The 25,158-nt window shown below is 61.7% G+C and carries 23 protein-coding genes; 14 read left to right on the forward strand and 9 right to left on the reverse strand.

The window, feature by feature from the left end; all coding sequences use genetic code 11:
• Positions 1-3: 3 nt before the first annotated feature.
• Positions 4-462: a cupin domain-containing protein gene (locus tag ABSE61_RS06530; RefSeq protein ID WP_423870267.1), complete on the forward strand. Its 459-nt coding sequence runs from the start codon at positions 4-6 to the stop codon at positions 460-462.
• A gap of 88 nt (positions 463-550) precedes the next feature.
• Here the strand turns inward: ABSE61_RS06530 and ABSE61_RS06535 are convergent, their stop codons facing one another.
• Positions 551-1,576: an SAM-dependent methyltransferase gene (locus ABSE61_RS06535; protein WP_423870268.1), complete on the reverse strand. Its 1,026-nt coding sequence runs from the start codon at positions 1,574-1,576 to the stop codon at positions 551-553.
• Positions 1,577-1,750: 174 nt separating this feature from the next.
• On the reverse strand, positions 1,751-2,545 hold the full coding sequence (locus ABSE61_RS06540; protein WP_423870269.1) for a DUF1295 domain-containing protein: 795 nt from the start codon (positions 2,543-2,545) through the stop codon (positions 1,751-1,753).
• Positions 2,546-2,726: 181 nt separating this feature from the next.
• Here ABSE61_RS06540 and ABSE61_RS06545 point away from each other — a divergent pair, with 181 nt between their 5' ends.
• From ABSE61_RS06545 to ABSE61_RS06560, 4 genes are all read left to right on the forward strand, one after another.
• Complete coding sequence (locus ABSE61_RS06545) at positions 2,727-3,713, forward strand: flagellar motor protein MotA (RefSeq protein WP_423870270.1); 987 nt, start codon at positions 2,727-2,729, stop codon at positions 3,711-3,713.
• A gap of 13 nt (positions 3,714-3,726) precedes the next feature.
• Positions 3,727-4,095, forward strand: coding sequence for a VOC family protein (locus ABSE61_RS06550; RefSeq protein WP_423870271.1), 369 nt, complete (start codon positions 3,727-3,729; stop codon positions 4,093-4,095).
• A 76-nt stretch (positions 4,096-4,171) separates the two neighbouring features.
• Complete coding sequence (locus ABSE61_RS06555) at positions 4,172-5,203, forward strand: peptidoglycan -binding protein (protein WP_423870272.1); 1,032 nt, start codon at positions 4,172-4,174, stop codon at positions 5,201-5,203.
• A gap of 49 nt (positions 5,204-5,252) precedes the next feature.
• Complete coding sequence (locus ABSE61_RS06560) at positions 5,253-5,702, forward strand: GNAT family N-acetyltransferase (RefSeq protein ID WP_423870273.1); 450 nt, start codon at positions 5,253-5,255, stop codon at positions 5,700-5,702.
• Positions 5,703-5,804: 102 nt separating this feature from the next.
• Here the strand turns inward: ABSE61_RS06560 and ABSE61_RS06565 are convergent, their stop codons facing one another.
• Positions 5,805-7,682 carry an ABC transporter ATP-binding protein/permease gene (locus ABSE61_RS06565; protein WP_423870274.1) on the reverse strand — a complete coding sequence of 626 codons (1,878 nt, stop codon included), beginning with the start codon at positions 7,680-7,682 and terminating at the stop codon, positions 5,805-5,807.
• A gap of 214 nt (positions 7,683-7,896) precedes the next feature.
• Here ABSE61_RS06565 and rpmE point away from each other — a divergent pair, with 214 nt between their 5' ends.
• Complete coding sequence (gene rpmE / locus ABSE61_RS06570) at positions 7,897-8,124, forward strand: 50S ribosomal protein L31 (protein WP_325018311.1); 228 nt, start codon at positions 7,897-7,899, stop codon at positions 8,122-8,124.
• Between the two features lie 91 nt (positions 8,125-8,215).
• On the opposite strand, the gene rcdA is transcribed toward rpmE, so the two are convergent.
• Together rcdA and ABSE61_RS06580 are read right to left on the reverse strand one after the other, a co-directional pair.
• On the reverse strand, positions 8,216-8,728 hold the full coding sequence (gene rcdA / locus ABSE61_RS06575) for a protease adaptor protein RcdA (protein WP_423870275.1): 513 nt from the start codon (positions 8,726-8,728) through the stop codon (positions 8,216-8,218).
• Between the two features lie 629 nt (positions 8,729-9,357).
• Entirely contained in the window at positions 9,358-9,549 is a 192-nt protein-coding gene (locus tag ABSE61_RS06580; RefSeq protein ID WP_423870276.1) for a DUF1192 domain-containing protein, read from the reverse strand.
• 259 nt (positions 9,550-9,808) lie between these two features.
• On the opposite strand from ABSE61_RS06580, the gene ABSE61_RS06585 reads away from it, so the two are divergent.
• Positions 9,809-10,807, forward strand: coding sequence for an NAD(P)H-quinone oxidoreductase (locus ABSE61_RS06585; protein WP_423870277.1), 999 nt, complete (start codon positions 9,809-9,811; stop codon positions 10,805-10,807).
• A gap of 119 nt (positions 10,808-10,926) precedes the next feature.
• Positions 10,927-13,800, forward strand: coding sequence for an EAL domain-containing protein (locus tag ABSE61_RS06590; RefSeq protein ID WP_423870278.1), 2,874 nt, complete (start codon positions 10,927-10,929; stop codon positions 13,798-13,800).
• Between the two features lie 49 nt (positions 13,801-13,849).
• On the opposite strand, the gene ABSE61_RS06595 is transcribed toward ABSE61_RS06590, so the two are convergent.
• Complete coding sequence (locus ABSE61_RS06595; RefSeq protein ID WP_423870279.1) at positions 13,850-14,083, reverse strand: UTRA domain-containing protein; 234 nt, start codon at positions 14,081-14,083, stop codon at positions 13,850-13,852.
• On the opposite strand from ABSE61_RS06595, the gene ABSE61_RS06600 reads away from it, so the two are divergent.
• Positions 14,075-15,448 (forward strand): class-II fumarase/aspartase family protein, encoded by a 1,374-nt coding sequence (locus ABSE61_RS06600; protein WP_423870280.1) that lies wholly within the window; start codon positions 14,075-14,077, stop codon positions 15,446-15,448. The two genes, ABSE61_RS06595 and ABSE61_RS06600, sit on opposite strands and share 9 nt — an antisense overlap.
• 98 nt (positions 15,449-15,546) lie before the next feature.
• Here the strand turns inward: ABSE61_RS06600 and ABSE61_RS06605 are convergent, their stop codons facing one another.
• Complete coding sequence (locus tag ABSE61_RS06605) at positions 15,547-15,795, reverse strand: DUF7662 domain-containing protein (RefSeq protein ID WP_423870281.1); 249 nt, start codon at positions 15,793-15,795, stop codon at positions 15,547-15,549.
• 213 nt (positions 15,796-16,008) lie between these two features.
• On the opposite strand from ABSE61_RS06605, the gene ABSE61_RS06610 reads away from it, so the two are divergent.
• The gene (locus ABSE61_RS06610) at positions 16,009-17,505 is read left to right on the forward strand and encodes a sensor domain-containing diguanylate cyclase (RefSeq protein ID WP_423870282.1); all 1,497 of its coding nucleotides are present in this window, start codon (positions 16,009-16,011) and stop codon (positions 17,503-17,505) included.
• Between the two features lie 7 nt (positions 17,506-17,512).
• On the opposite strand, the gene galU is transcribed toward ABSE61_RS06610, so the two are convergent.
• Positions 17,513-18,388: a UTP--glucose-1-phosphate uridylyltransferase GalU gene (gene galU, locus ABSE61_RS06615; RefSeq protein WP_423870283.1), complete on the reverse strand. Its 876-nt coding sequence runs from the start codon at positions 18,386-18,388 to the stop codon at positions 17,513-17,515.
• A 363-nt stretch (positions 18,389-18,751) separates the two neighbouring features.
• On the opposite strand from galU, the gene ABSE61_RS06620 reads away from it, so the two are divergent.
• From ABSE61_RS06620 to ABSE61_RS06630, 3 genes are all read left to right on the forward strand, one after another.
• Complete coding sequence (locus ABSE61_RS06620) at positions 18,752-20,128, forward strand: lytic murein transglycosylase (protein ID WP_423870284.1); 1,377 nt, start codon at positions 18,752-18,754, stop codon at positions 20,126-20,128.
• A 222-nt stretch (positions 20,129-20,350) separates the two neighbouring features.
• A complete protein-coding gene (locus ABSE61_RS06625) occupies positions 20,351-22,069 on the forward strand; it encodes an SGNH/GDSL hydrolase family protein (RefSeq protein WP_423870285.1) in 1,719 nt (572 codons plus the stop codon).
• A gap of 289 nt (positions 22,070-22,358) precedes the next feature.
• On the forward strand, positions 22,359-23,246 hold the full coding sequence (locus ABSE61_RS06630; RefSeq protein WP_423870286.1) for a TauD/TfdA dioxygenase family protein: 888 nt from the start codon (positions 22,359-22,361) through the stop codon (positions 23,244-23,246).
• 57 nt (positions 23,247-23,303) lie between these two features.
• Here the strand turns inward: ABSE61_RS06630 and ABSE61_RS06635 are convergent, their stop codons facing one another.
• The gene (locus tag ABSE61_RS06635; RefSeq protein WP_423870287.1) at positions 23,304-23,951 is read right to left on the reverse strand and encodes a YqgE/AlgH family protein; all 648 of its coding nucleotides are present in this window, start codon (positions 23,949-23,951) and stop codon (positions 23,304-23,306) included.
• A 296-nt stretch (positions 23,952-24,247) separates the two neighbouring features.
• On the opposite strand from ABSE61_RS06635, the gene ABSE61_RS06640 reads away from it, so the two are divergent.
• Positions 24,248-25,132: a protein-disulfide reductase DsbD domain-containing protein gene (locus ABSE61_RS06640; RefSeq protein ID WP_423870288.1), complete on the forward strand. Its 885-nt coding sequence runs from the start codon at positions 24,248-24,250 to the stop codon at positions 25,130-25,132.
• Positions 25,133-25,158: the final 26 nt, after the last annotated feature.

The following is a 25,158-nucleotide window of genomic DNA, read 5'->3' on the forward strand; positions in this document are numbered from 1 at the left end:
AAAATGAAAGCCGGCATTTTCAGAGTGATGGGATGCATTGTGTCCGTCCTGATCGTTTCGAGTTCTTCCGGACAGACCGAGCCGCTTGCAGCCACACGACTGACGCCTGATGAGATTAAGTGGGAAAGCGAACCATCCGGAGTTCAACGGGCGTCTCTTGTGGGAGATGACAAAAAGCCCGGCATGTACACGTATCGGGTTCGGTTTCCGGCCTACCACAAGGTCCAACCTCACTTCCACCCCGATGAGCGGGTCGTCACGGTGATATCAGGCACCTTGTACGTTGGTTTCGGCGAACAATTCGACGAGAGCGCCATGAAGGCGCTTCCCCCGGGCAGCATTTGGACCGAGCCGGCCAGGCAACCGCATTTTGTCTTTGCCAAAGACGGAGAGGTCGTCTTCCAGGTGGTCGGCAGCAATGGGCCCTCCGGCCTCACACGCGTCGAGCCGAAACAACCGTGAAAGCGCTTGCGGCCACCTGGTGATTGGATAGGACGGGATGCCGCTCTGCCGTATGTCCGCTGTCGACGGAAAAACAGACATCGACTCGCTACACCGCCTTCATCCGGTAGTGGCTGACGCCCCATTCGCTGCCGCCTGAAAAGCCGAACAGGCCTGATGTCGCCAGAAAGAACCAGCGCCAACGCCGCATCCACAGCGCGGTGTCCACACCATAAACGCCGCGCAAAACAGTTTCGATCTCGCTGCGATGGGCATCGAAATTGGCAAGCCAGTCCATCGCGGTGCGCTGGTAATGCGCGCCGCTCCAGCGCCATTCCTTCTCGACCTCGAACAGATCGGCATATTGCCGGATCAACAGATGGCTCGGCATCACCCCGCCGGTGAAGAAGTGCTGCGCGATCCAGTCGGCCTTGTCGTTGCGATCGAACAGATAGGTGCCGGCACGATGGGTGAAGATATGCATGAACAAACGACCCTGCGGCGCCAGCCACGACCGAACCCTTCCCAAAAGCTCGCGCCAGTTCATCATGTGCTCGAACATCTCTACCGACACGATGCGGTCGAATTTCTGCCCGGGATCGAAACCGTTCATGTCGGCGGTCATGACCGAGAGATTAGTCAGCCCGCGCGCGGCGCCTTCGCCCTGGATATGCATCCGCTGCGAATGCGAGTTCGACACCGCCATCACTTTTGAATTTGGAAATTGCCGCGCCATCCACAGCGACAGGGAGCCCCAGCCACAGCCGAGTTCGAGGATCGACTGCCCGTCGGCGAGGTCGGCGTGATCGACGCTCTGGCGCAGCGCCTCTTCCTCCGCTTCCTGCAAGGTCGAGGCAGCCGCGCGATAGAAACAGGAGGAATATTTGCGGTACGGCCCGAGCACGTGGGCAAAGAAGGCCGCCGGTACCTCGTAATGCTGCGCATTGGCCGCGTCGGTATGTTCGGCGACGGCGCGCGCCGCCATTTCCCGCGCGAATTCGGCGTCGCCTGCCGCATCGCCGGCGGCGAGCCGCGCCGCCGTGCGGGAACAAAGCCGGTCGATCGCGGCACGAATCACAAAATCGGGCAGCGGCACCCGCTCGGCGAAGCCGATCACCCCCGAAGTCAGGCTCACCCTGGTTCTCCCTAGTGGTTCGATTCTAACATTCGCATCCCCCCGCAGCAGCCCCTTTTGCGAATGTTGGGATCAGGGACTACTGGCAAAATATAAGTTTCCAGTGGAGTTTTGGATTTGACATTCGCATCGCGAATTCGCGGTTACAGGGTAGCGAATGTCAAATCCACTCCACTAGTGCGGCGGCAGCGGAAAGAACACGCTGGTGCGCAACTGATACTCGCGATAGCGCTCGCCGCGCGAACGCAGCATCTGCGCTTCCAGCGGCGGCACGCCAGTGACGTGGACGAGGATCCAGTACATGAAGGCAGGCGCGAGCAGGCTTGCCCAGCCCCACACATAGTCCGGCGAGATCGCGATGATGGGATAAGCGAGCCAGCCCAGCCACTGGAAGAAATAATTCGGATGCCGCGACCAGCGCCACAAGCCGGCGTCGCAAACCTGGCCATGATGGCCGGGACTTTCCCTGAACTGCTTGAGCTGGCTGTCGGCGATCGCTTCGCCGATAATGGCGGCAAGCAACACGAAGGCGGCAAAACAATCGCGCCAGCGCATCACCTCACTCGGGAAGTGCGCCGCGACAAAGATCGCAAACACCAGCGGGATCGAGCCCAGCGCCTGGTTCTGCAAAAACAGAAACATCCGGCGTGGGGCTCGGGCGCCCCATTCTTGCGCGAACGCCGCATAGCGCGGATCGTCGGAAATCGCAGCCGTTCGCACCGCGATATGCACGCCAAGCCGCAACGACCAGATCACGACCAGAGCGGCGACCAGCCATTGCCTGGCATTGAGCGCGCCATTCGTGAAGGGCCAGAGCGCGCTGGCCGCGCCGACAAGACCGACCGAAAAAGTCCAGATGGTATCGACCCAGCCGGAATTGCCGGTGCGTTGTTGCACGATCCAGGCGCCCGCCATCAGGATCGAGAGCGAGAGCGCGATCGCCGCCAACGCCACCAGGTATGAGACCATCGAAAAATCCTATCTAACCAACTGACCTATCAGGCCTTTGCCTAATTACGGACGAGATACCGCCGGGTTTCACGCGGAAGTTCCCATCCGATCTTTCCCGCCTGCCCCAAGCAGCCTTTTATCTCGGGCTCTCTGTGCCATATTGGGGCCTCGAAAAAAGCCGCAACGAATGAGCCCGGCAATGCCCCCTTCTCCCCGCTCCGCCATGGAACTTGAATTCACGAAGCTTGCTCCCCCGCGAATCTTCCTGGTGCGGATGCTGGTGTTTCTCGTCTTATGTTCGCTGATCATGATCGTGCTCTACAAGCAGATCATCGCCGCTTTCTTTGCCAATCCCGGCCTGAATGCGCTGATCGGCCTCGTGCTCTTGATCGGCATCGTGTTGTCGTTCCGCCAGGTGATCCGACTTTATCCGGAAGTGGCCTGGGTCAATAATTTCCGCATCGCCGATCCGGGCCTGGCGATGGCGCGGCATCCGACGCTGCTGGCCCCGATGGCGGCCATTCTCGGCGGCGAGCGCTCCGGACGCATCACCATTTCGCAGCAGACCATGCGGCATCTGCTTGACTCGATTGCCACCCGCCTCGACGAGGCCCGCGACATTTCCCGCTACATGACCGGCCTCCTGGTGTTTCTGGGCCTGCTCGGCACGTTCTGGGGCTTGATCGAGACTGTGGGCTCGGTCGGCCATGTGATCGACGGCCTGAAGGTCGGCGGCGATGCCGGGGCCCTGTTCGATACCCTGAAGGAAGGCCTCGCCGCGCCGCTCGGCGGCATGGGCATTTCGTTTTCGTCCTCGCTGTTCGGCCTCGCCGGCTCCCTGATCCTGGGTTTTCTCGACCTACAATCGAGCCAGGCGCAAAACCGCTTCTATACCGACCTTGAGGACTGGCTCGCCTCCACGGTGGGCAATTATTCCGGTGAGGCCGGCCCCAGCGGCGACCTTCAGGCCGCCGTCGACCGGCTGCGCGTGGCGCTCGAAGAAGGCGGCAGCAACCGCGGCACGACGACGGCGATGGCCAACCTCGCCGAAGCCATCCAGGGCCTCGTCACACATATGCGCACCGAACAGCAGATGATCCGCGAATGGGCCGACGGCCAGGGCGAGCAGAACCGCGAGATCAAAAAGCTGCTGGAGCGGTTGGCGCGCCAGCCGGAGAAGAGCTAGGGCGAACCAGACTATGCTGGATCACGTCACCATCGGCGTCGAGGATATCGAGCGGTCGCAGCGGTTCTACGATTTGGCGCTACGGCCCTTGGAGGTCGCGCGGCTATATGGCGACGGCACTCGCTTCGCGGGCTATGGGGTCGACCCGAAGGCCTTCTTCTGGATCGGAATTCGCAATATCGCTCAGACCGGCTCACATATCGCATTTGCGGCCGATGACCGCGCCACGGTCGATCGGTTCTACGAGGCGGCGATCGCTGCCGGCGGCAGGGACAACGGACCGCCCGGGATTCGTCCGCACTATGATCCAAACTACTACGGCGCATTCGTGTTCGATCCCGACGGCCACAATATCGAAGCCGTGTGCCGCCGGCCGGAGTAAGATAACCTTGTCCCGGCTCTGCGGAGCAGCGTTGCACGCTGCAGCCGCGTCCGGGACACGAGATCGGAGAAAACGGATGGCCCTTGCCCGAGCACGACGCAGCGAAAGCGCCTTCAACTACTGGCCGGGCTTTGTCGACGCGCTGTCGACGCTCGTGCTGTCGATCGTGTTCCTGCTGTCGGTCTTTCTGGTGGTGCAGTTCTTCCTGTCGCAGGAAGTCACCGGCAAGGACAAGGCGCTGGAGCAGCTCAATGCCAAGATCGCCGAGTTGAACGACCTTCTGTCGCTGGAAAAGCTCGGCAAGATCAGTGCGGAAGACCAGCTATCGCAGGTGCGTGCCGGACTTGTCTCGGCCGAAAACGAGCGCGACCGCGTCAAGGGGCTCTACGAAGGACTTGCCGGCGCCGGCAGCGATGCCGCCAGCCGCACTGGTGAACTCAACAAGGCGCTCGATTCCGAGAGGCAGGTCTCGGCGCGCGCACTCGCGCAGATCGAGGTCTTGAACCAGCAGATCAGCGCCTTGCGCCGCCAACTCGCCGCGCTCGAAGAGGCCTTGCAGACTTCCGAAAAACGCGACCGCGAATCGCAGGGACGGATTGCCGATCTCGGACAACGGCTGAACGTCGCGCTGGCGCAACGGGTCCAGGAATTGTCGCGCTACCGTTCGGAATTTTTCGGACGGCTGCGCGCCATTCTCGGCAACCGGCCGGATGTGCGGATCGTCGGCGACCGGTTCGTGTTCCAGTCCGAGGTGTTCTTCGACACCGGGCAGGCGCTGTTGTTGCCTGAAGGCCGTGCCGAACTCGACAAGGTCGGCGCGGCACTGACCGAACTCGACAAGCAAATCCCGGCAGAAATCGCCTGGGTGTTGCGGGTCGACGGCCACACCGACGTTCGTCCGATCACCAACAGTCCGCTGTTCAAGTCGAACTGGGAACTGTCGTCGGCGCGGGCGATCTCGGTGGTACAATATCTGATTTCGCTCGGTGTTCCGGCGCAGCGGCTGGTGGCTGCGGGCTTTGCCGAATTCCAGCCGCTGGACACCGGCACCACCGAAGACGCCTACAAGCGTAACCGCCGCATCGAACTGAAGCTGACGGAGCGGTAACACTCGTGTCCCGGCCAAGCGAGCACCTGCGAGCGCGAGCCGGGACACGATGAATCCGTCCTTCACCCTCCGCCCCTATCGCGACGGCGACGAAGACGCGACCATCGCGCTGTGGTGCGAGACCTGGCAGCAGGCCTATCCGAACATCGATTTTGCCGCGCGCGTGCCGTGGTGGCGCGAACGCTGGCGCGGCGAGTTGGTGCCGAACGCGGCGATCATCGTCGCGGAACAAACAGGCCAGCTGGTCGGATTCGTGACCATCGACGCCCGCGCCTATCTCGACCAGTTGGTGGTCACGCCTAAGTTTTGGGGTTCAAAGCTTGCGGACGCGCTGGTCGATGAAGCCAAGCGGCTATCGCCCGATTCCATTACGTTATTGGTCAACGAAGACAATCCCCGCGCGATCCGCTTCTATGAGCGCAACGGTTTTGTTCATGCCGGGAAAGACGTCAATCCGACTTCACGCCGGCCGGTATTAAAGATGCAATGGCGGCCCTAATTCACTGTCATTGCGAGCGAAGCGAAGCAATCCAGGACCTTTTCGCTGAGACAATCTGGATTGCTTCGTCGCTTCGCTCCTTGCAATGACGATGCGAAATTCTCACACCCCTTCGAACTGCAACCGCGCCAGCCGCGCATAGAGTCCGCCCTGAGCGACCAGCGAAGCATGGGTGCCTTGCTCGACGATCTTGCCCTGATCCATCACCAGAATGCGGTCGCACGACAAAACGGTCGCCAGGCGATGGGCGATTACCAGCGTCGTGCGGTGCTTCATCAGTTCTTCAAGCGCCGTCTGCACCAGCGTCTCGGATTCGGCATCGAGCGCGGAGGTCGCTTCATCGAGCAACAATAGCGGCGCGTCCCGCAGGATCGCGCGCGCGATCGCGATGCGCTGACGCTGCCCTCCCGAGAGCGTGACACCGCGCTCGCCGAGTGGCGTATCGAGGCCACCGGGCAGCCGGCGGAGAAACTCGGATGCGTGCGCCAGATCGGCCGCGCGTTCGACGTCGGCGTCGCTGGCCTCGGGCCGGCCGAAGCGGATGTTGTCGCGGGCGCTCGCCGCAAACACCACCGGATCCTGCGGCACCAGCGCAATGCGCTGGCGCACTTCAGTTGGATCGGCGGAGGGTATAGGCACGCCATCGACCGAAATCGCGCCGGAGGCCGGATCGTAGAACCGCAACAGCAGATGAAACAGCGTGCTCTTGCCCGCACCCGAGGGACCGACGATGGCGACTTTTTCGCCGGCACGCACCGAAAATGAAACGCCGTCGACGGCCAGCGCCTTGGGGCGCGTCGGATAGGCGAAACGGACGCTGTCAAAACTGATATCACCGCGCGCCGGCTCCGGCAACGCAAGCGGCGACACCGGTGCTGCGATCTCCGACTTCACGCGCAGGATTTCAAACAGCCGTTCAGCGGCACCAGAGGCCGCGGAAACTTCGCCCCAGACCTCGCTGAGCTGACCAAGGCCGGTGGCGGCAAATGCCGTGTAAAGCACGAACTGGCCAAGCCGGCCCGGGCTGATCAGGCCGGCTTCGACATCGTTCGAGCCGATCCAGAGGATGACCACGACGCTGGAGAAGACGATGAAGATCACGATGGCGGTGAGCACGGCGCGGGCCCGGCTCGAGCTGCGGGCGGCATCGTAGGCCTGTTCGACTTCACCACTGAAGCGCGCATTCGCAATCCGCTCGCCGGTATAGGCCTGCACGGTGCGGATCGCACCCACCAGTTCGGAAGCATAGGCGCTGGCGTCGGCGAGCGTATCCTGGGCGTTGCGCGACAGCCGCCGTACCCAGCGCCCAAACGCCATCAGTGGCAACACGATCAGGGGAATGGCGAGCAGCACCAGACCGGAAAGACGGGGACTCGTGATCACCATCATCGCAGTGGCGCCGATGAACAGCATCAAGTTGCGCAGCGCGATCGAAACCGAGGCGCCGACGGCGGATTTGATCTGGGTGGTATCGGCGGTCAGGCGCGAGATCAGTTCGCCGCTATGCGAAGAATCAAAGAACGCCGGCGATAGCGACATCAAATGCGCGAACACGTCGCGGCGGAGATCGGCGACAATACGCTCGCCGATGGTCATGACCAGATAGAAGCGCGAGGCGCTGGCGAGCGCCAAGACGGCGACGACCGCAATCATGACGCTGAAATAGCTGTTGATGCGGGCGATGCCTTCCGGCGTGAAACCGAAATCGATCATGCGCCGCACCGCGATCGGCACGACCAGGGTGGTGATCGCGGCAACCGTCAGCGAAATGAAGGCCAGCGTGACGCGGCCACGGTAGCGCGCCATATAGGGCGCGAGCGCGAGCAGTGGGCGCAATTTTGCGGTGCGCGCCGCAGGCGAGGAATTGACCGCCGTATCGAGCGGCGAGGCCCCCTCGCCTTCGGCGGACGGTCCGGCCAACCCATCGCCGGATGGCGTCGCTGGATCAAGCCGGTCTTCAAGCCGTTCAACTGCGCTCATGAATTTCGAACCACTGGTTTTTGCCATCCCCAGATAGGCGCCATCACCATCGCTGGCAAATCCGCTGGCAAATCGGCGCCCCCGCGGCCGGCCGATGGCAGGGCGCAAATCGGCGCCACAAGCTTGTTTTAGCGGGCGGCTTGCGTTATAGACCCGCCCAAATCCGACACCGCAACAATCGAAACACGGGCGCCGGCGCGCCGAAGGACCTGCTATGAAAGCGGAAATTCACCCGAATTATCATACCATTACCGTCGTAATGACCGACGGCACCGAGTACCAGACCCGTTCCACCTGGGGCAAGGAAGGCGACAAGCTGAACCTTGATATCGACCCCAAGTCGCACCCGGCCTGGACCGGCGGCGCCCAGCAGCTCATGGACCGCGGCGGCCGCGTTTCGCGGTTCCAGAAGAAGTTCTCGGGCTTTCTCAAGAAAGATTGAGGCTTCGCGGCCTCGCAGCCCGCTCAAATACAAAACGCCCCTGCTCTCGCGGGGGCGTTTTTGTTTCGCGATAGGCGCGACCGGTGCGCCGCTATTGTTCGAACGCGGCCTTCAGGCGATTGAGCTGCGGCACCAGAGGATTGCCGATCGGAGCGCGCTCAGCGGGAGCTGAGTGGATCGTGGCATCGAGACGGCGCACCTTGCCTTGCAGTGCCATCGAACGGGCAATCAAATCCTGCAACTGTTGGGGCAGCTTTTCGATCATCTCGTCCGGACCTGGATCGGCGGCCGACAGCTTGACCTTGGTTTTTTCACGATTGGCCTGGGTCAAGGTCATTTCGCCTTCCTTGACCGCGCGGTGCAGCAATAACCAGGAGGCCAACTGCATCAGCCGGGTGGTGAGCCGCATGCTTTCGGTGGCGTAAGTCAGGCTGACGGAACGTTCGAGCGCCTTGGCTTCGGTACGTCCGGCGCCGTCAAGATAGGCGGCGGTCTCCTCGACAAGGTCCATGCCTTCCCGAAACAGAGTGCCGAACGCCGCCGAGTTGGTTAGCCGCTCGCTGAATTGGACAAGCGGGGTTTCGCCTTGCGACCGGTCCGACATATTAACGCCTCACGCCACTGTTCATCACCGGCTGGTGCCGGCCTTTCGAAGTTCGTACTCAATCGCCGCACCCCCTTTACGAACTTCGAAAAGTCGAGGGCACTAGCAAACCTATGATTCCAGCGCCGCTTTCTATTTGAATTTCCTGGACGGAATTCGCCGCTAGCGGCGCAGGAACTTCAAATAGGGGGCACTGGACGGGCCGGAATATGATGAACAAATCATTGCGCGTGCGGAGGCGAGAGTCCAGCCGCAAGCTGATTTATGGTTTCCAACGCCCTCTGCAAAGCTCGCGCGAACACCGAAAGAGCTTCAGACTTGTGCTGAAGGTACGGCGAAAAACGGCAAAAAAAGAGCCGCCGTTTCCGGCGGCTTTAAAGTTGATAACAGGGAGGCGTCAAACAGAGTGACAGGAGCCACTCGGTGTCCAAAGAGGACAGTCATAGTCATACCTGAGAAAGCTTAATCAACCGTAAATGAGCGGATTTTTTTAGGCTTTGTTTGCCATGTCGGTCATTGGCCGAGTAACCGCCGGTCGCCGCTTTTCAAACAAGTCGTTCGCCACCGCACCATGAGTGAGAAGGCCGCGGCGTATGGGTCCCTGCGTTCGCAGGGACGACAAAGCGAGTTCACGACTTGAAGAAATTGTTCGCCGCCTCCTTCGAGGCCCGCTTCTTGGTCGCCGCCGCCTGCAAGCGTTCGATCTCGGACGTCAGCAGCGAAATGCGCTCGTTGAGTTCTTCGAGCGAGAGCAGCGAGAGATCCTGCCCGATCTCGTGGCTGACTTTCCGTCTCGGCTTGTCGTCGTCCTCGATGGCCATGCGCGCTGCTCCGTGATCGACAAAGACATTTCGACTAGCTAATCAATGGGGACTAGTGTCCCGATTCCGAAGTTCGTAGCATTTTGCGGAGCCACGTTTCGAACTTCGGAATTGAAAGGACACTAGCAAACCTATTGATCTAGTGTGGCTTTGGTTCAGAAGTCCGCATGACGAACTAGCGGCGATGATGATGCGGACTTCTGAACCGCCACACTGGCTCATCAGATGTAAAATTCTAGCGTTTGGCCGAGGACAAATCATGGAAAAAATCCCTTCGCAGATGACCGTCATCGGCATCAGCAAGCCCGGCGGCCCGGAGGTACTCCTGCCGGAGACGCGGGCCGTTCCGGTGCCGGGGGCAAATGAAATCCTGATCAAGGTGATGGCCGCCGGCGTCAACCGGCCCGACGTGGCTCAGCGTGCCGGTGTTTATCCGCCGCCGCCTGGAGCGAGCGATCTGCCTGGCCTTGAAATCGCAGGCGAAGTGGTCGCGCTTGGCGAGGGAGCGCACAAACACAAACTTGGCGACAAGGTGATGTCGCTGGTCGCCGGCGGCGGCTATGCCCAATATTGCATCGCGCAAGACGCGCAGGCGATGGCGGTGCCCGCTTCGCTGTCGATCCTTGAAGCCGGCGCTACGCCGGAGACATTGATGACCGTCTGGCACAATGTGTTCGAGCGCGGCCAGTTGAAAGCCGGCGAGACCATCCTGATCCATGGCGGCTCGTCAGGCATCGGCACCATGGCCATCCAGCTTGCCAAGGCTTTCGGCGCCAAGGTGATTGTCACCGTCGGATCGAAGGACAAGGCCGATGCCTGTCTCAAGCTCGGCGCCGATCATGCCATCAATTACAAGACCGACGACTTCGTTGCCGCGGTCAAGCCGATGACGGAGGGCAAAGGCCCCAACGTCATTCTCGATATGGTGGGCGGCGACTATGTCGAACGCAACTACGAGGCCGCCGCTACAGACGGGCGCATCGTGCAGATCGCAACGCTTGGCGGCGCCAAGATATCAGCCAATATCGCAAGGCTCATGGTTAAGCGCCTGCACCACACCGGTTCGACACTAAGGCCCCGTAGTAATGCGGACAAAGCGGCGATGGTCGCCGCGATCGAGGCCAAGGTGATGCCGCTGTTGCGAGAGGGGCGTATCAAACCCCTGATGGACAGTACTTTCCCGCTGGAAAAGGCAGCCGACGCGCACCGGCGCATGGAGACCAGCGAACATATTGGCAAAATTGTGTTGGCGCTTTAACGATCGCGGCCGATCGGAGACCGGAAACCCTTTGATTTACTTCGCATTCATGTCATCTATCCGAACATGCGGGGCTGTGGTCGACGCCCGCGAATACTGCTGATTGCGGAGAACCGACATTGCGTCTGATCAGGTGCCTGGCGGCATTTGCGCTGGGCCTCATGATTGCTGCGGCCACGCCGGCGTGGGCTATCGACGCAGTCAGCGTCCGCAGCGACGTGTCTGCGATCGACCTGACCGCGGTGCTCGAGCATCAGCACAGCGATAGCGACCGCATCCAGGTGTCGACCGCGCCCGGCACCGACGGCATTGTCCGCCGCATTGAAGTCCGCGCCCGCGAGGGCGGCCAGAACTGGGTGGTGTTCGCGCTCGCCAACAACACCGACGACCAGCTCGACCGCCTGATTGTCGCCCCTCACTATCGCATCGTTTCGTCCGGATTGTTGTGGCCCGATCTTGGGCTGTCGCGCATCGCGACCATCACGCCCTCGACCGGCGACCGGCCGGAGCGTCAGGAGAGCGCGACGGCGGATATTTTCCGCATCACGCTCGATCCGGGTTCGGTCGTCACCTACGTCCTGGAGCTGCGTACCGATAAATTGCCGCAGCTCTATCTGTGGGAGCCTGACGCCTACAAGGACAAGGTCAATTCATTCACGCTCTACCAGGGCATCGTGATCGGCATCTCCGGGTTGCTGGCGCTGGTTCTGACCATCCTGTTCGTGGTCAAGGGCAGCATCATGTTTCCGGCGGCAGCCGCCCTCGCCTGGGCGGTGCTGGTCTATATCGGCGTCGACTTCGGCTTCTGGGGCAAGGTGCTCGACATGTCGAACAACGCCGAGCGAGTGTGGCGCGCCGGCGGCGAAGCGATCCTCGCCGCCACGCTTCTGGTGTTTTTGTTCGCCTATCTCAATCTTTCGCGCTGGCATGTGCGTTACTCTCACATCACCGTCGGCTGGCTGGCGTTTCTGGGCTCGCTGGTCGCGCTCGCCCTGTTCGATCCGGCCGTTGCTTCCGGCATTGCGCGAATGTCGCTGGTGTTGATTGCGATCGCCGGCTTTGCGCTGATCGTCTATCTCTCCACGCATGGATTCGACCGCGCGGTGCTGCTGATCCCGACCTGGTTCCTGCTCGTGGTCTGGGTGATCGCCGCCGGAATGACGATTTCGGGCAGCGTCACCAACGACATCGTCGGTCCCGCATTGCTCGGCGGCCTGGTGCTGATCGTGATGCTGATCGGCTTCACCGTGATGCAGCACGCGTTTGCCGGCGGCGGCGCCTCTACCGGTATCGTTTCCGACGTCGAGCGCCGGGCGCTGGCGCTTGCCGGGTCCGGCGACCTGATCTGGGATTGGGATGTCTCCTCCGACAAGGTCTTCACCAGCCCCGAGACGGAATCGCTGCTCGGTCTCAAGCGCGGGACGCTGGAAGGCCCGGCGGCCAAATGGCTGGAAGTGCTGCACCCGCTCGATCAGGATCGTTTCCGTGCCGCGCTCGACAGCGTGCTCGACCAGCGCCGCGGCCGCCTGGTGCAGGACTTCCGCCTGCGCACGCCGGACGGGCACTTCATGTGGTTTGCGCTGAAAGCCCGCCCCGTCGTCGGCTCCGACGGCGAGGTCTCCCGCGTGATCGGCACATTGACCGACGTCACCGAGAGCAAGAACGCCGAGGAGCGCATGCTGCACGACTCGGTGCACGACAACCTCACAGGTCTGCCGAACCGCAAGCTGTTCATCGACCGCCTGGGCGCGGTCGCCAATTTCGCCAAGGCGATGCCGAACCTGCGGCCGACACTGATGGTGATCGACCTCGACCGCTTCAAGCAGGTCAACGACTCCGTCGGCATTGCGGTCGGCGATTCCATCCTGCTGACACTGGCGCGCCGCCTCACCCGCATTCTCAAGCCGCAGGACACGCTGGCGCGGCTGGCGGGCGACCAGTTCGGCCTGATCCTGATGTCGGAACAGGATCCCGCGCGCATCACGGCGTTCGCCGAAACCATTCGCAAGACCATTCGCGCGCCGATCGCCTTCAACGACCGCGAGATTTTCCTGACCGCGTCCATCGGGCTTGCGCTCTCCGACCCGCAGACGCAACTCTCCGACGAGATCATCAAGGACGCCGAGCTTGCGATGTATCACTCCAAGCGGATCGGCGGCGATCGCATCGACGTCTACAAGCCGGCGATGCGGGCGCGAAAGACCGACCGCCTGACGCTGGAGAGCGAGTTACGCCGCGCGATCGAGCGCGAGGAGATCACGATCCTCTATCAGCCGATCGTGCGGCTGGAAGATCGTTCGATCGCGGGCTTCGAGGCGTTGGCGCGCTGGGATCATCCGAAACTTGGGCGGATGTCGCCGGTCGAATTCATTTCCATCGCCGAGGAGATCGGCCTGATCGTCGATCTCGGCACCTTCGTGCTCGACCGCACGGCCAGGCAACTGGCGATCTGGCAGCGCGCGATGCGCTCGCGCGAGCCGATCTTTGCCAGCGTGAACGTCTCCTCGCGCCAATTGCTGCGGCACGATCTCATTCACGACATCCGCACCGTGCTGTCGCGCTCTTCGGTGGCGCGCGGCACGCTGAAGCTCGAATTGACGGAATCGCTGGTGATGGAGAATCCGGAGCACGCGGCCCAGATGCTGACGCGCATCCGCGAACTCGGCACTGGCCTTTCGCTCGACGATTTCGGCACCGGCCACTCGTCGCTGGCTTATTTACAGCGCTTTCCGTTCGACACCATCAAGATCGACCAGTCCTTCGTGCGTACCACCAGCCGCGGCACCCGCCCGGTGATCCTCAAGTCGATCATTGCGCTCGCCCACGACCTCGGCATGGATGTGGTGGCCGAAGGCGCCGAGACGGATTCCGACGCGGTTGAGCTTTATCAATTGGGCTGCGAATATGCCCAGGGCTTCGCCTTCGGCGAACCGATGGACGCGGACGCCGCGATGCGGCTGCTGACCGAGGTCCGCCTCGAGGCCGCGAGCTAGCGGCAAGCCGCCTCTGCACATTCGTTGAATGATCCGCCGAATGTGGACTTCACGCTTCCTGATTTCGCTGCAGGCGCATTGAGAACGTAAACCGGTCGGCCGGATGCACGGTGACGGAAATCTCGAAAGCTTCGCCCGCCTGATCGAGATAGCGTCGCAGGATTCGCAGGGCCGGCAGACCCGGGTCTGTGCCCATTTTCCCCGCGAGCTTTTTCGTCAGCAAGGATATTATGTCCAGACATAATGATTTCGGACCATCCGGAGGAGACTTCTCATGGGCCATGCGGCCATCCCGTCCGCCACCACCGTTTTCGACTCGATCCTTTTCCGCGATGCCTTCGGCACCCCGGCAATGCGCGAAGTGTTCTCGGACTACGCGCTGATCGGCCGTTATGCCGAGGTCGAGATCGCGCTGGCGCACGCCGAGGCGCGGTGCGGCGTTATTCCGGCCGAAGCGGCCGAGGAAATCGCAAAGCGCACCGACATATCCGCGCTCGACTTCGATCTGTTGCGCCAAGAGACCGGCATTGTGGGCTATCCGATCCTGCCGCTGGTCCATCAGCTGGCGAAGCAATGCGGCGACGCTGGGCGCTACGTTCACTGGGGTGCCACCACGCAGGACATCATGGACACCGCCGTCATCCTCCAGGTGCGCGACGGGCTGAAGGTCATCGAAGACGACATCAACGCGCTGCGAGGCATTCTGGCGGATTTATCCCGGCATTATCGCGATACACCGATGGCCGGCCGCACCCACCTGCAGCAGGCCCTGCCCGTGACATTCGGCTACAAGACCGCCATCTGGCTTGCGATGTTCGATCGGCACGCCGAGCGTCTTGAGCAACTGAAGCCGCGCGTGCTCGTCGGCGAGTTTGCCGGTGCGGCGGGCACCCTGGCGTCGCTCGGTTCCAAAGGCCTGGACGTGCAACGAGCTCTCTGCGAGGAGCTGGGCCTCGGCGTACCGGTCTCGACATGGCACGTTGCGCGCGACGGACTGGCCGAAGTCGTCAATTTTTTCGGCCTCGTAACCGGTTCGCTCGGCAAGATCGCGCTCGACATCATGATCATGGCATCGACCGAATTCGCGGAGGTCTACGAACCCTTCGTCAAGGGCCGCGGCGCCTCCTCCACGATGCCCCAGAAGCGAAACCCCATTTCGTCCGAACTCATGCTCGCGGCATCCAAGGGTGTGCGCCAGCACGTCGGCCTCATGCTCGACGCGATGGTGCAGGATTTCGAACGCGCCACGGGACCGTGGCACGCCGAATGGATGGCGATCCCCGAGAGCTTCGTCCTCACCGCAGGCGCGCTCAATCAAGCAAAATTTGCATTATCGGGCTTGATCGTCGACGACAGGAAAATGGCGCAAAACCTCGACATCAGCCGCGGGCTGATCGTCGCCGAAGCGGTCATGATGGGCCTTGCCCCGCAGGTCGGCCGGCAGCAGGCGCATGACATCGTCTACGACGCCTGTCGCATGGCGAACGAAAAAGGCATGACGCTGGCAGACGCATTGTCGGCGGATCCGCAGGTGTCGGCGCGCATCGATCGCGCCACGATCGACCGCCTCACCTCGCCTGGAAATTATTTAGGCCTCGCACCCGAGATGGTCGACCGCGTGCTCGGTTCTGTCCAGCGCACAGGCTAGTGGTCGCCGCCTATGCGAAACTGCTCGCAGGCGACGACCTGGCGGAACCGGCGTAAGCAGCCAAAGCTGACGGGCACGCCGCCTGAAGTCCCGCCTTCTCACTTCATCCGCTTGAACCGTACGCCCTTCCCGTCCGGCAGCCTCGTCGCAATGTAACCGGCCTCGAGGCAGGCTTCGCGCTGCGGCATCTTTTCCTGCGGGCTGCGCAACGTCTCCCACCAGGAGGCGCGCTGCGACGCACGCGGCAACGCGGCGTCGATGATCTCCTCGATCTGGTCGAAGCTCAGCACGAACTCCATCAGCTTTTGCTGTTTCAGATAATCACGCAGCGCGTCGTAATGGGTCACAATAGCCTCAAGGGACAGACAGGTTGGCCGGACAGATTCGGCAACGTCAGACGCCGTTTTAATCGCTTCAAGGCGTCCTTCAAAGCGCCACGCGCGGGTCGCCGTTCATGATCTGGCGACAACGAAACATTAACGTATTACAGCTCTTGACCTGCCCATTTAAGCCAACCGCAACCATTCGCGGCGCATTCCCGTGCTTCCGGGAGCAAAGTGATGGGATTTGGACGGCGCAAGGACAAGGCCAGCCGGCCCTGGCGGCTATCAGCAAAACTGCTGATCGTCTCCTCTGTTGCCACGGTGATCGGCTTCTCGGCGATTTGCGTCAGCGTGATGCTCGACATGCGCCGCAGCGAAGAAGAGCTGGCGCGTCAGACGCTCGAAAATCTTGCCTCCGGCATCGATTCCGACATCGGCCGCAACGTCGAACTGTTCGACCTTTCGCTGCGTTCGGTCGCAAACAATATGGTGGCGCCGGAGATCGACCAGGTCGCCAAGCCGCTGCGGCAACTGATCCTGTTCGACCATGCCGCGACCGCCCGGCATTTTGGCGCGATCCAGGTATTCGATTCCACGGGAAAACTGATCGTCGATGCTTCGACGCTCGATCCACAGCCGGAAGACCGCAGCCGCGAGGAATATTTCACGGCTCACCGCGACCGGCCAGATGTAGGCCTGTTCATCAGCCGACCGATGCTGCATCACGGCGCCTACGCCATCGTGCTCAGCCGCCGCGTGACGAGCGAAGACGGCCGCTTCCTCGGCGTGGTCGCCGGCTCGATCCGCTTCTCCTATTTTCACGACCTGTTCGGCCGGCTACGCCTTGACCCCAACGACGTCATCACGGTGTTTCGGCGCGATGGTACCGTGATCATGCGCACGCCCTTCGACCTCGATATGATCGGCAAGAACCTCGGCGATCTTCCAGGCGTGAGGCGAGCGCTTTCCGAACCGAGCGGCTCTTATTCAGGAGTTCCGTCCGCGAACCACTCACCGCGTCTCTATGTCTGGCGCGACGGCACGCGGCCGCTGGTCGTCCTGGTCGGCAAGCCCTGGGCGGATATCTACAAGCTGTGGCGTATCGAAGCGACGCGGATCGGCGCGATCATGGCAGCGCTCGCCGTATTCGTGCTCGGCGCTACCTTGTTTCTGGCGCGCGAAATCAGCCGCCGTGCCGCAGCCGAAGAAAAGCTCGAGGAGCTTGCCACCACCGACGCCCTCACCGGCTTGCGCAACCGCCGCAAATTCGATGCCGCAATCGAGGTCGAGTGGCGGCGCGCGGCGCGGTTGAAGCGGCCACTCGGACTTCTGATGATCGACGCCGATCACTTCAAGACCTTCAACGATACCTTCGGGCATCAGGCCGGCGACGAAGTGTTGGTCGGCATCGCGATTTGCATTTCGGATTCGGTGAAGCGCGCCGGTGACTGCGCCGCCCGCTATGGCGGCGAGGAATTCGCCGTGCTGCTGCCCGACCTGTCGCCGACCGAGGCGTTCGTCGTGGCCGAGACAATCCGCCTGAAGGTCGAGCAATGGTGCGGTGAAACGGCAACCACCACCGTCAGCATCGGCGTGGCAAGCCTGGTGCCGAAAGCCAATATGGAATGGACGGCCATGATCAGAGCGGCCGACGAAGCGCTCTATGCCGCAAAAGCTAGCGGCCGCAATCGCACCGTGCTTGCCGCGGGCCCGAAGCTGTCGCTGGTTGCATAGCAGACGATCACTTCCCGGAATATTTCTTCATCTCCGCGCGCAGACCCTCGCGCAATTCCGGCCGCGCCATGCCGAAGGCGATGTTGGCGCGCAGAAAACCGGGCTTTGAGCCGCAGTCGTGCCGTTCGCCGGCAAATTCGACGCCGTAGAACTTTTGGGTTTTCGCCAGACCAATCATCGCATCGGTGAGCTGAATCTCGCCGCCGGCGCCGCGTTCCTGGGTTTCCAGGATTTTGAATATTTCCGGCTGAAGGATGTAGCGCCCGGTGATCGAGAGGTTCGACGGCGCCGTTCCCTTCGCCGGTTTTTCGACCATGCCATCGACCTCGAAGACCTTGCCTTGGCGCTTGCCGACGCCGCAAATGCCGTATTGGTGGGTGAGGTGGTCGGGCACCGCTTCCACCGCAATCAAATTCGACTTTTCACCCAGCTTGCTGGCCGCCTCAATCATCTGCGCCAAACAGCCGGGCGTATGAAGCACAAGTTCGTCGGGCAGCACCACGGCGAAAGGCTCGTCGCCGATGATGTCTCGCGCGCACCACACGGCGTGGCCAAGCCCGAGCGGCGCCTGCTGGCGCGTGAAACTGATGGCACCGGCTGCCGGCTGGTCCCGCGCCAGGATGTCCATCTCCGCCTTCTTGCCCCGCGCTTCGAGCGTGGCGTCCAGTTCATACATCCGGTCGAAATGATCCTCGATTACGTGCTTGTTGCGGCCGGTGACAAAGACGAAATGCTCGATGCCGGCTTCCTTGGCTTCGTCGACCACGTACTGGATCAGCGGCTTGTCGACGATGGTCAGCATCTCCTTCGGCATCGCCTTGGTGGCGGGCAACACCCGGGTGCCGAGGCCGGCGACCGGGAAGACGGCTTTGCGGATTTTCATGGGGTGACACTGCCTTGCGGAAGATCGATTGAAAACGATATTTGGTAGCTGGTTTGCCGTCGGGAACAAAGGCCAATTGGGCCTGCAGTTCCAACTGGAGCGGCTCTTTTTCGGCAGATCCCTAACGGTAAAAACCTGCCTTTGTTAAGCTGTTGGCAACCGCGGCTAGTGTCCTGACTCCGAAGTTCGCATGGTTTTGCGGGGCCAGTTTTCGAACTCCGGAATCGAAAGGACACTAGCAAAGTATTGATCTAGTGTGGCTTTGGTTCAGAAGTCCGCATGACGAACTAGCGGCGATGATGATGGGGACTTCTGAACCGCCACACTAGGCTTCCTGAAGGTCTAAACGGGTGGACGTGAGACATGACGCGGCGAACGAAGGGACCAAACAGATGGAGCGGCGCGGTGGTGCTCGCCGCGGCGTTTCTTTGGTCGGCACCGGCGCCGGCCCAGTCGGCCAGTGGCCCACTCGACTTTCTCGGCAACCTCTTCAGCAGCAAGAAAGCGGATCAGACCGGCTCCGCACCTTCGGCCCAGCCGGGCTCGACAGGCTGGAGTGGTGAGGACGGCGCCTCCGGCCATCCCTTGATGACGGCCGGCGCCATCCGCGAAGCAGCCGCAAATTTCGACAGTTGTGTCGCCTCGATGTGGCCGGATGCCGCACGCCGCAACATTTCCCAGGAGAGCTTTCAGCGCTTCACGGCGGGCCTCACCCCCGATCTGCGCATCATGGACCTGCTAGACTCGCAGCCGGAGTTCACCAAATCGATCTGGGATTATCTCGACATTTTGGTGAACGATAACCGCCTCGCCAAAGGCCGCGAGGTGCTTGCCAAGTACAAGACGCAATTCGACGCGACCGAGAAGGCCTACGGCGTCGACCGCTACACCATCACGGCGATCTGGGGCATCGAATCGAATTATTCGACGCAAATGGGCGATCGCAGCGTCCTGCAATCGACCGCAACGCTCGCCTGCATCGGCCGCCGCCAGAAATATTTCCGCGACGAGTTTCTCTCGGCACTCGAAATCCTTCATCACGGCGACCTCAGCCCTGAACAGATGCGCGGCTCATGGGCGGGCGCTTTCGGGCCCACCCAGTTCATGCCGACCGCGTTCAAGCGCTATGCGGTCGATGCCAACGGTGACGGCCGCCGCAACGTCGTCGACGATCCGGCCGATCTGATTGCCTCGACCGCCAACAATCTGAAAAAGGAAGGCTGGCAGAGCGGCCAGAGCTGGGGCTACGAGGTCGTGGTGCCAAAGGACTTCAACTACATGATGGGGGACCGCTCCAAGGTCATGACCTTTGCGCAGTGGGAGCATCTCGGCCTCAAGCGCGCCAACGGCCAGCCATTTCCAGCGACGAGCGACAAGGCCTATCTGCTGGCGCCCGCGGGCGCCGAAGGACCCGGCTTTCTGATGCTGCAGAATTTTCGCGTGATCATGAAATACAACCCGGCCGAAGCCTATGCGCTCGCGATCGGCCATTTCGCCGACCGCTTGCGCGGCGGGGTGCCGTTCGTGCAGGCCTGGCCGCGGCAGGAGCGCGAATTGTCGCGCGCCGAGCGGCTGGAACTGCAGCAACTGCTGGCGCAGCGAGGGTTTTATCGCAGCACCCCGGACGGCCAGCTCGGCGGTGAAACCCGGGAGGCGCTGCGCAGCTTCCAGGCCTCAATCGGGGCGCCCGCCGACGGATTTGCCTCTTCTGAAATGCTCGACCGGCTGCGGGGACAGTGATTGCCATTAGAGTGATTCCCACCGGTAAATAACCCTGTTTGGCCCTTATCCCGGATTGCGGCGGAAAAGCCGGTTCCAAGTCGGTCCAGATCGTGCTCTACGACGGGCTTATAGACTTTAACGGTAACCTATTGTGTTCGCCTGGAACGGGCTTTTATCCGCCCGTTTGCAGCCCGATTTTGTTACTATTGTTGCCTGAGCGACCCATTGCGACCGAGCCGCATGCCAAAGACACGATCCTTTTTGCGCCTGTTCACGGAGACCGGACCGCTGGTCGCCTTTGCGGTCGCGTTGCTGATTGGGATCGCCGCTCCGGCTTCCGCACAGTTCTTCAATTTTGGCGGCCCACCCCGGCCACAACCCCAACCGGGGCCGCAGCGCGGACCCGGCGGCTGGTTCGGTGGCGACCTGTTCGCTCCCTTCCAGCAGCAGGCGCCCCGCGTGATCGAGAATTATTCCAAGGCGCCGCCGCCGCAAAAACACGACACCGTCGCCGAGCGCAATGTGCTGGTGCTGGGCGATGCGATGGCCGACTGGCTCGCTTACGGCCTCGAGGATGCCTACACCGAGCAACCGGATATGGGCGTGATCCGGCGGCACAAAACCGTCTCCGGCCTGATCCGGTATCAGCCCAAGGGCGACCCGGCCGACTGGGCGGCTGCGGCGAAAACCATCCTTCCCGCCGAGAAGCCCGACGTGATCGTCGTCATGCTCGGCCTGAACGATCGCGTCTCGCTGCGCGAGCCGGAAAAATCCGACGCCAAAACCGGCGACAAGACTTCTGACAAAACGGGCGACAAAAAGAGCGACAAGAAGGACGCCCGCGGCAAAACCGATGGCAAGCCGGGCGACGACGCCACGGACGCCGGCAAAGCTCAAGACAAACCCAAAGAGAAGATGCTCGACGCTGAGCTGCCGCCCGACGATGCCGCTGACAACGGCGACGTTCCCCAGGTGATAGCGCCGGAAAGAGGCCGCGCAGCGAACGGCGTGGTCGAATTCCACGACGATCGCTGGGTCGAACTCTACAACAAGAAAATCGACGAGATGGTCACCGTCCTGAAATCGAAGGGCGTGCCGATCATCTGGGTTGGCTTGCCCGCCGTTCGCGGGGCCAAGGCTACCGCCGACATGCTGTTTCTGGATTCGCTTTACCGCGAAGCCTCCGCCAAGGCCGGCATCACCTATGTCGACGTCTGGGACGGCTTCGTCGATGAAGCCGGACGCTTCCTGCAACAGGGGCCGGACTTCGAGGGCCAGATCCGGCGTCTGCGTTCCTATGACGGCGTCTATTTTACCAAGGCCGGCGCGCGCAAGCTTGCGCACTATGCCGAGCGTGAAATCACGCGCCTGTTGGCTTCCCGCTCCGGACCGATCGCGCTGCCGAGCGAACCCGCCACGCCCGACGTTAGCGCGCAGCCCGGTCAGCCGGCGCCGCGGCCGCTGGCCGGACCGATCGTGCCGCTGGTAGCGTCCTCCGTCGGCACCGACCAGTTGCTCGGCGGTCCGGGATCGCGCCCCGCCGCGGTCGATGCACTCGTCGCACGCACCCTGGTGAAAGGCGAACCGCTGACGGCACCTGCCGGGCGCGCGGACGATTTCGCCTGGCCGCGCCGGGAAGTCGGACGCGAACAGGCGAGAGGCGACACGCCAGTAGCTTCGGTTTCTCCGGACGGAACGCCGGCCGCTGCTGCACCTGCGGCATCGCAAAAGCCGAAGCGACCCGTACCCGGACAGCCCAACCCACCGCCGTCTCAGGCAGCCCCAGCCGCTCCGCCCGCGTTCCGGAACCTGTTCGGGTTCGGCGCTCCCCCGCCCCCACCACCGCCTCGACAAATCCAGCCCTCGCCACCGCGACCGGCGCCTGGCCCTAATGCGCCACGGCCTCCAGCCAACGTCGGACGATCGGCGTCGGTACCGCCCGGCAACATCGCGCAATAATCTGACGCGCCTGAATGCCGAGGTCGCGATCGGCGCAGCTAGTGGAGTGGATTTGACATTCGCTCCCCGCCCAGCCGCAAACTCCGAAAGCGAATGTCAAATCCCAAACTCCGCTAGAATTTTTGTATTTGCTAGTGGTCCTTGGATTCTAACATTCGCAAACTTGCTGCTGAGAAGGGAGGCGAATGTAGAATCGGACCGCTAGCAATCCGTTGACTTCGTGCGGACCGGTAGTAGCCTCACCCGAAAAGACAGCGGAGAAACCGCTTACCAGTCAGGGAGGCATGCGATGGCCGTGACGATTCGCCAACTTCATCCGCATTTTTTCGGTGAGGTTTCCGGAGTCGATTTGCGAAAGCCACTCACCGCGGAAGAGGCCAAAGATATCGAAGCCGGCATGGATAAATACGCCGTGCTGCTGTTCCGCAACCAGGACATATCAGACGAACAGCAACTGGTTTTTGCCCGGAATTTCGGTGAGCGAGAGAGCGCCCGTGGCGGTACGGTCACCAAACGGGAAGATTATCGCCTAACCTCCGGACTCAACGACGTCTCCAACCTCGGCAAGGACGGCAAGCCGCTGCCGCGCGACCACCGCACCCATCTGTTCAATCTCGGCAACTGCCTGTGGCATTCCGACAGTTCATTTCGTCCGATCCCGGCCAAGTTCTCGCTGCTCTCGGCGCGGGTGGTGAATCCGAAGGGCGGCAACACCGAATTCGCCGACATGCGCGCGGCCTATGACGCGCTCGACGACGACACCAAGGCCGAGATCGAGGATATGATCTGCGAACACTCGCTGATGTATTCACGGGGATCACTGGGCTTCCTCGAATACACCGAGGAAGAACAGAAGATGTTCAAACCGGTGCGGCAACGGCTGGTCCGCACCCATCCGGTTCATCGCCGCAAATCGCTTTATCTGTCGTCACATGCCGGCGCGATCCTCGGCATGAGCGTTCCGGAAGCGCGGCTGTTGCTGCGCGACCTCACCGAACACGCCACCCAGCGCGAGTTCGTCTACGTCCACAAATGGACGCTGCATGACCTCATCATGTGGGATAACCGCCAGACCATGCATCGCGTGCGCCGTTACGATCAGTCGCAGCCGCGCGACATGCGGCGCGCCACGGTGGCCGGCACCGAACCCACCGTCGCGCAGCAGGCTGCAGAGTAGTCTTGCGGGATTGCGCTTCGGCCCCCCTCTCCCCGCAAGAGCGGGGCGAGGGAGAAGTCAGGCGTGCCCTGCTTCGTTCGAAAGCATACCGACGTCGATCCCGATCTTGCGCAACGCCCGGGAATATTTTTCCTCGATATCGCTGCCGAAGATCAAATCGGAATCGGCGTCACAATGCAGCCAGCCGTTGTCCTGGATTTCGCTTTCGAGCTGGCCTGCGGCCCAGCCGGCATAGCCCAACGCCAGGATCGCATGCTTCGGCCCGGAGCCCTTGGCGATCGCCTTGAGAATATCGACGGTCGCGGTCAGGCATATCTCGTGGTCAATCCGCAATGTCGCATCCTGAATAAAGAAGTCGCTCGAATGCAGCACGAAGCCACGGCCGGTCTCGACCGGCCCGCCCTTGAGCACCTTCAAGGTTTCGGCGTTTTCCGGCAGCTTGATCTGATCGGCCTTCTTGATGATGTCGAGCTGCACCAGCAGGCCCGGAAAATCGATACTACCCGCGGGACGGTTGACAATGATTCCCATGGCGCCTTCGGCCGAATGCGCACAAAGATAAATCACCGAGCGTTCAAAGCGGGGGTCACCCATAACGGGCATGGCGATCAGCAACTGGCCGTCGAGATAGCGATGGCCTTCGGTTTCTCCAACGCCGGCAATTTCGCGGCGGGCCGTTCCCGATCTTTTGCCTTCAGAGCTCATCGCCAAAGACTCGCATAGGTGATCCATCCTGATATTGGGCTTAAGTTCTGTCAATCAAGGTTACTATTACTGATCTGAATTCCCTGCGGTCCAAGCGGCGAGTTCTTCCCAGGGAATTCAGGTCGATTAACGATACCAGATTCATTAACTTACTAGTGCCCCAGGCTTTCCGAAGTTCGCGAAAACGTGTTGCTGAGACAGGACGCGAACTTCGAAAAGGGGCACTGGGCTTTCTTTCGATGTGCATCACAAGCAATTCAATGGCTTGCAATCTTGCTTGGAGTTAAGGACGCATTATGACCGCAATGGTTCCCCTCTCGCACCGGCGCGCGCCAATGTTGCGCGGCGCACGATCGGCAGCTCTGTTTGCCTTGGTTGCACTCTTGGCCGCACTAACGTCGTTTTCACCGATGGAAGCGCGGGCCCAGGATGCCTCGCCATGGCAGAAGGGAACGCACGCAGCTGTGCGGCTGCTTGCGGGATCGCGCAGCGGGCCGGTGCTGCTCGGTGGCGTCGCCGTTCAGCTCGATCCCGGCTGGAAAACTTACTGGCGTACCCCTGGCGATTCCGGCGTCCCGCCGCGCTTTGATTTTTCCAAATCCGATAATGTCGAGGCCGTGACCGTACTGTGGCCGGCGCCGACGAAATTCGATGATGGCGGCGGCGGCTTCTCGCTCGGCTATCACGATCAAGTGGTGCTGCCGCTGCGGATCGTGCCGAAGGTCAACGACAAGCCGGTGACGCTTCGTGCCAATATCAACTACGCGGTATGCGAAAAGATTTGCATTCCGGTCGAAGCGAGCACCGAGCTGACATTCGCAAGCGTCGCGAGCACCGAAGACAGCGTCCTGTTCGCCGCGCTCGATACCGTGCCGAAGCCGGCCTCGGTCGGCGACCCCAATCCGCTTACCATTCGCGACGTCAAGCGCGAGGGCAAGTCCACGGTCTTGATTGATGTGCTCTCGCCCGATGCGAGAACGGTCAACTTGTTTGTCGAAGGTCCAACCCCGGATTGGGCGCTGCCGGTTCCAAAACTTGTCGAGCACGGCCCGCCCGGCATCAAACGCTTTTCATTTGAACTCGACGGTGTTCCGCCGGGCGTGAACCCGGAAGGTGCAGCCCTCAAATTGACGCTGGTCGGCGGCGATCGCTCCTACGAGTTCAACATCAATCTGGAATAAGCGCTTTCCAACCGAATCTTAACGAA

The organism is Bradyrhizobium sp. (assembly GCF_049519115.1).
GTDB lineage: Bacteria > Pseudomonadota > Alphaproteobacteria > Rhizobiales > Xanthobacteraceae > Bradyrhizobium.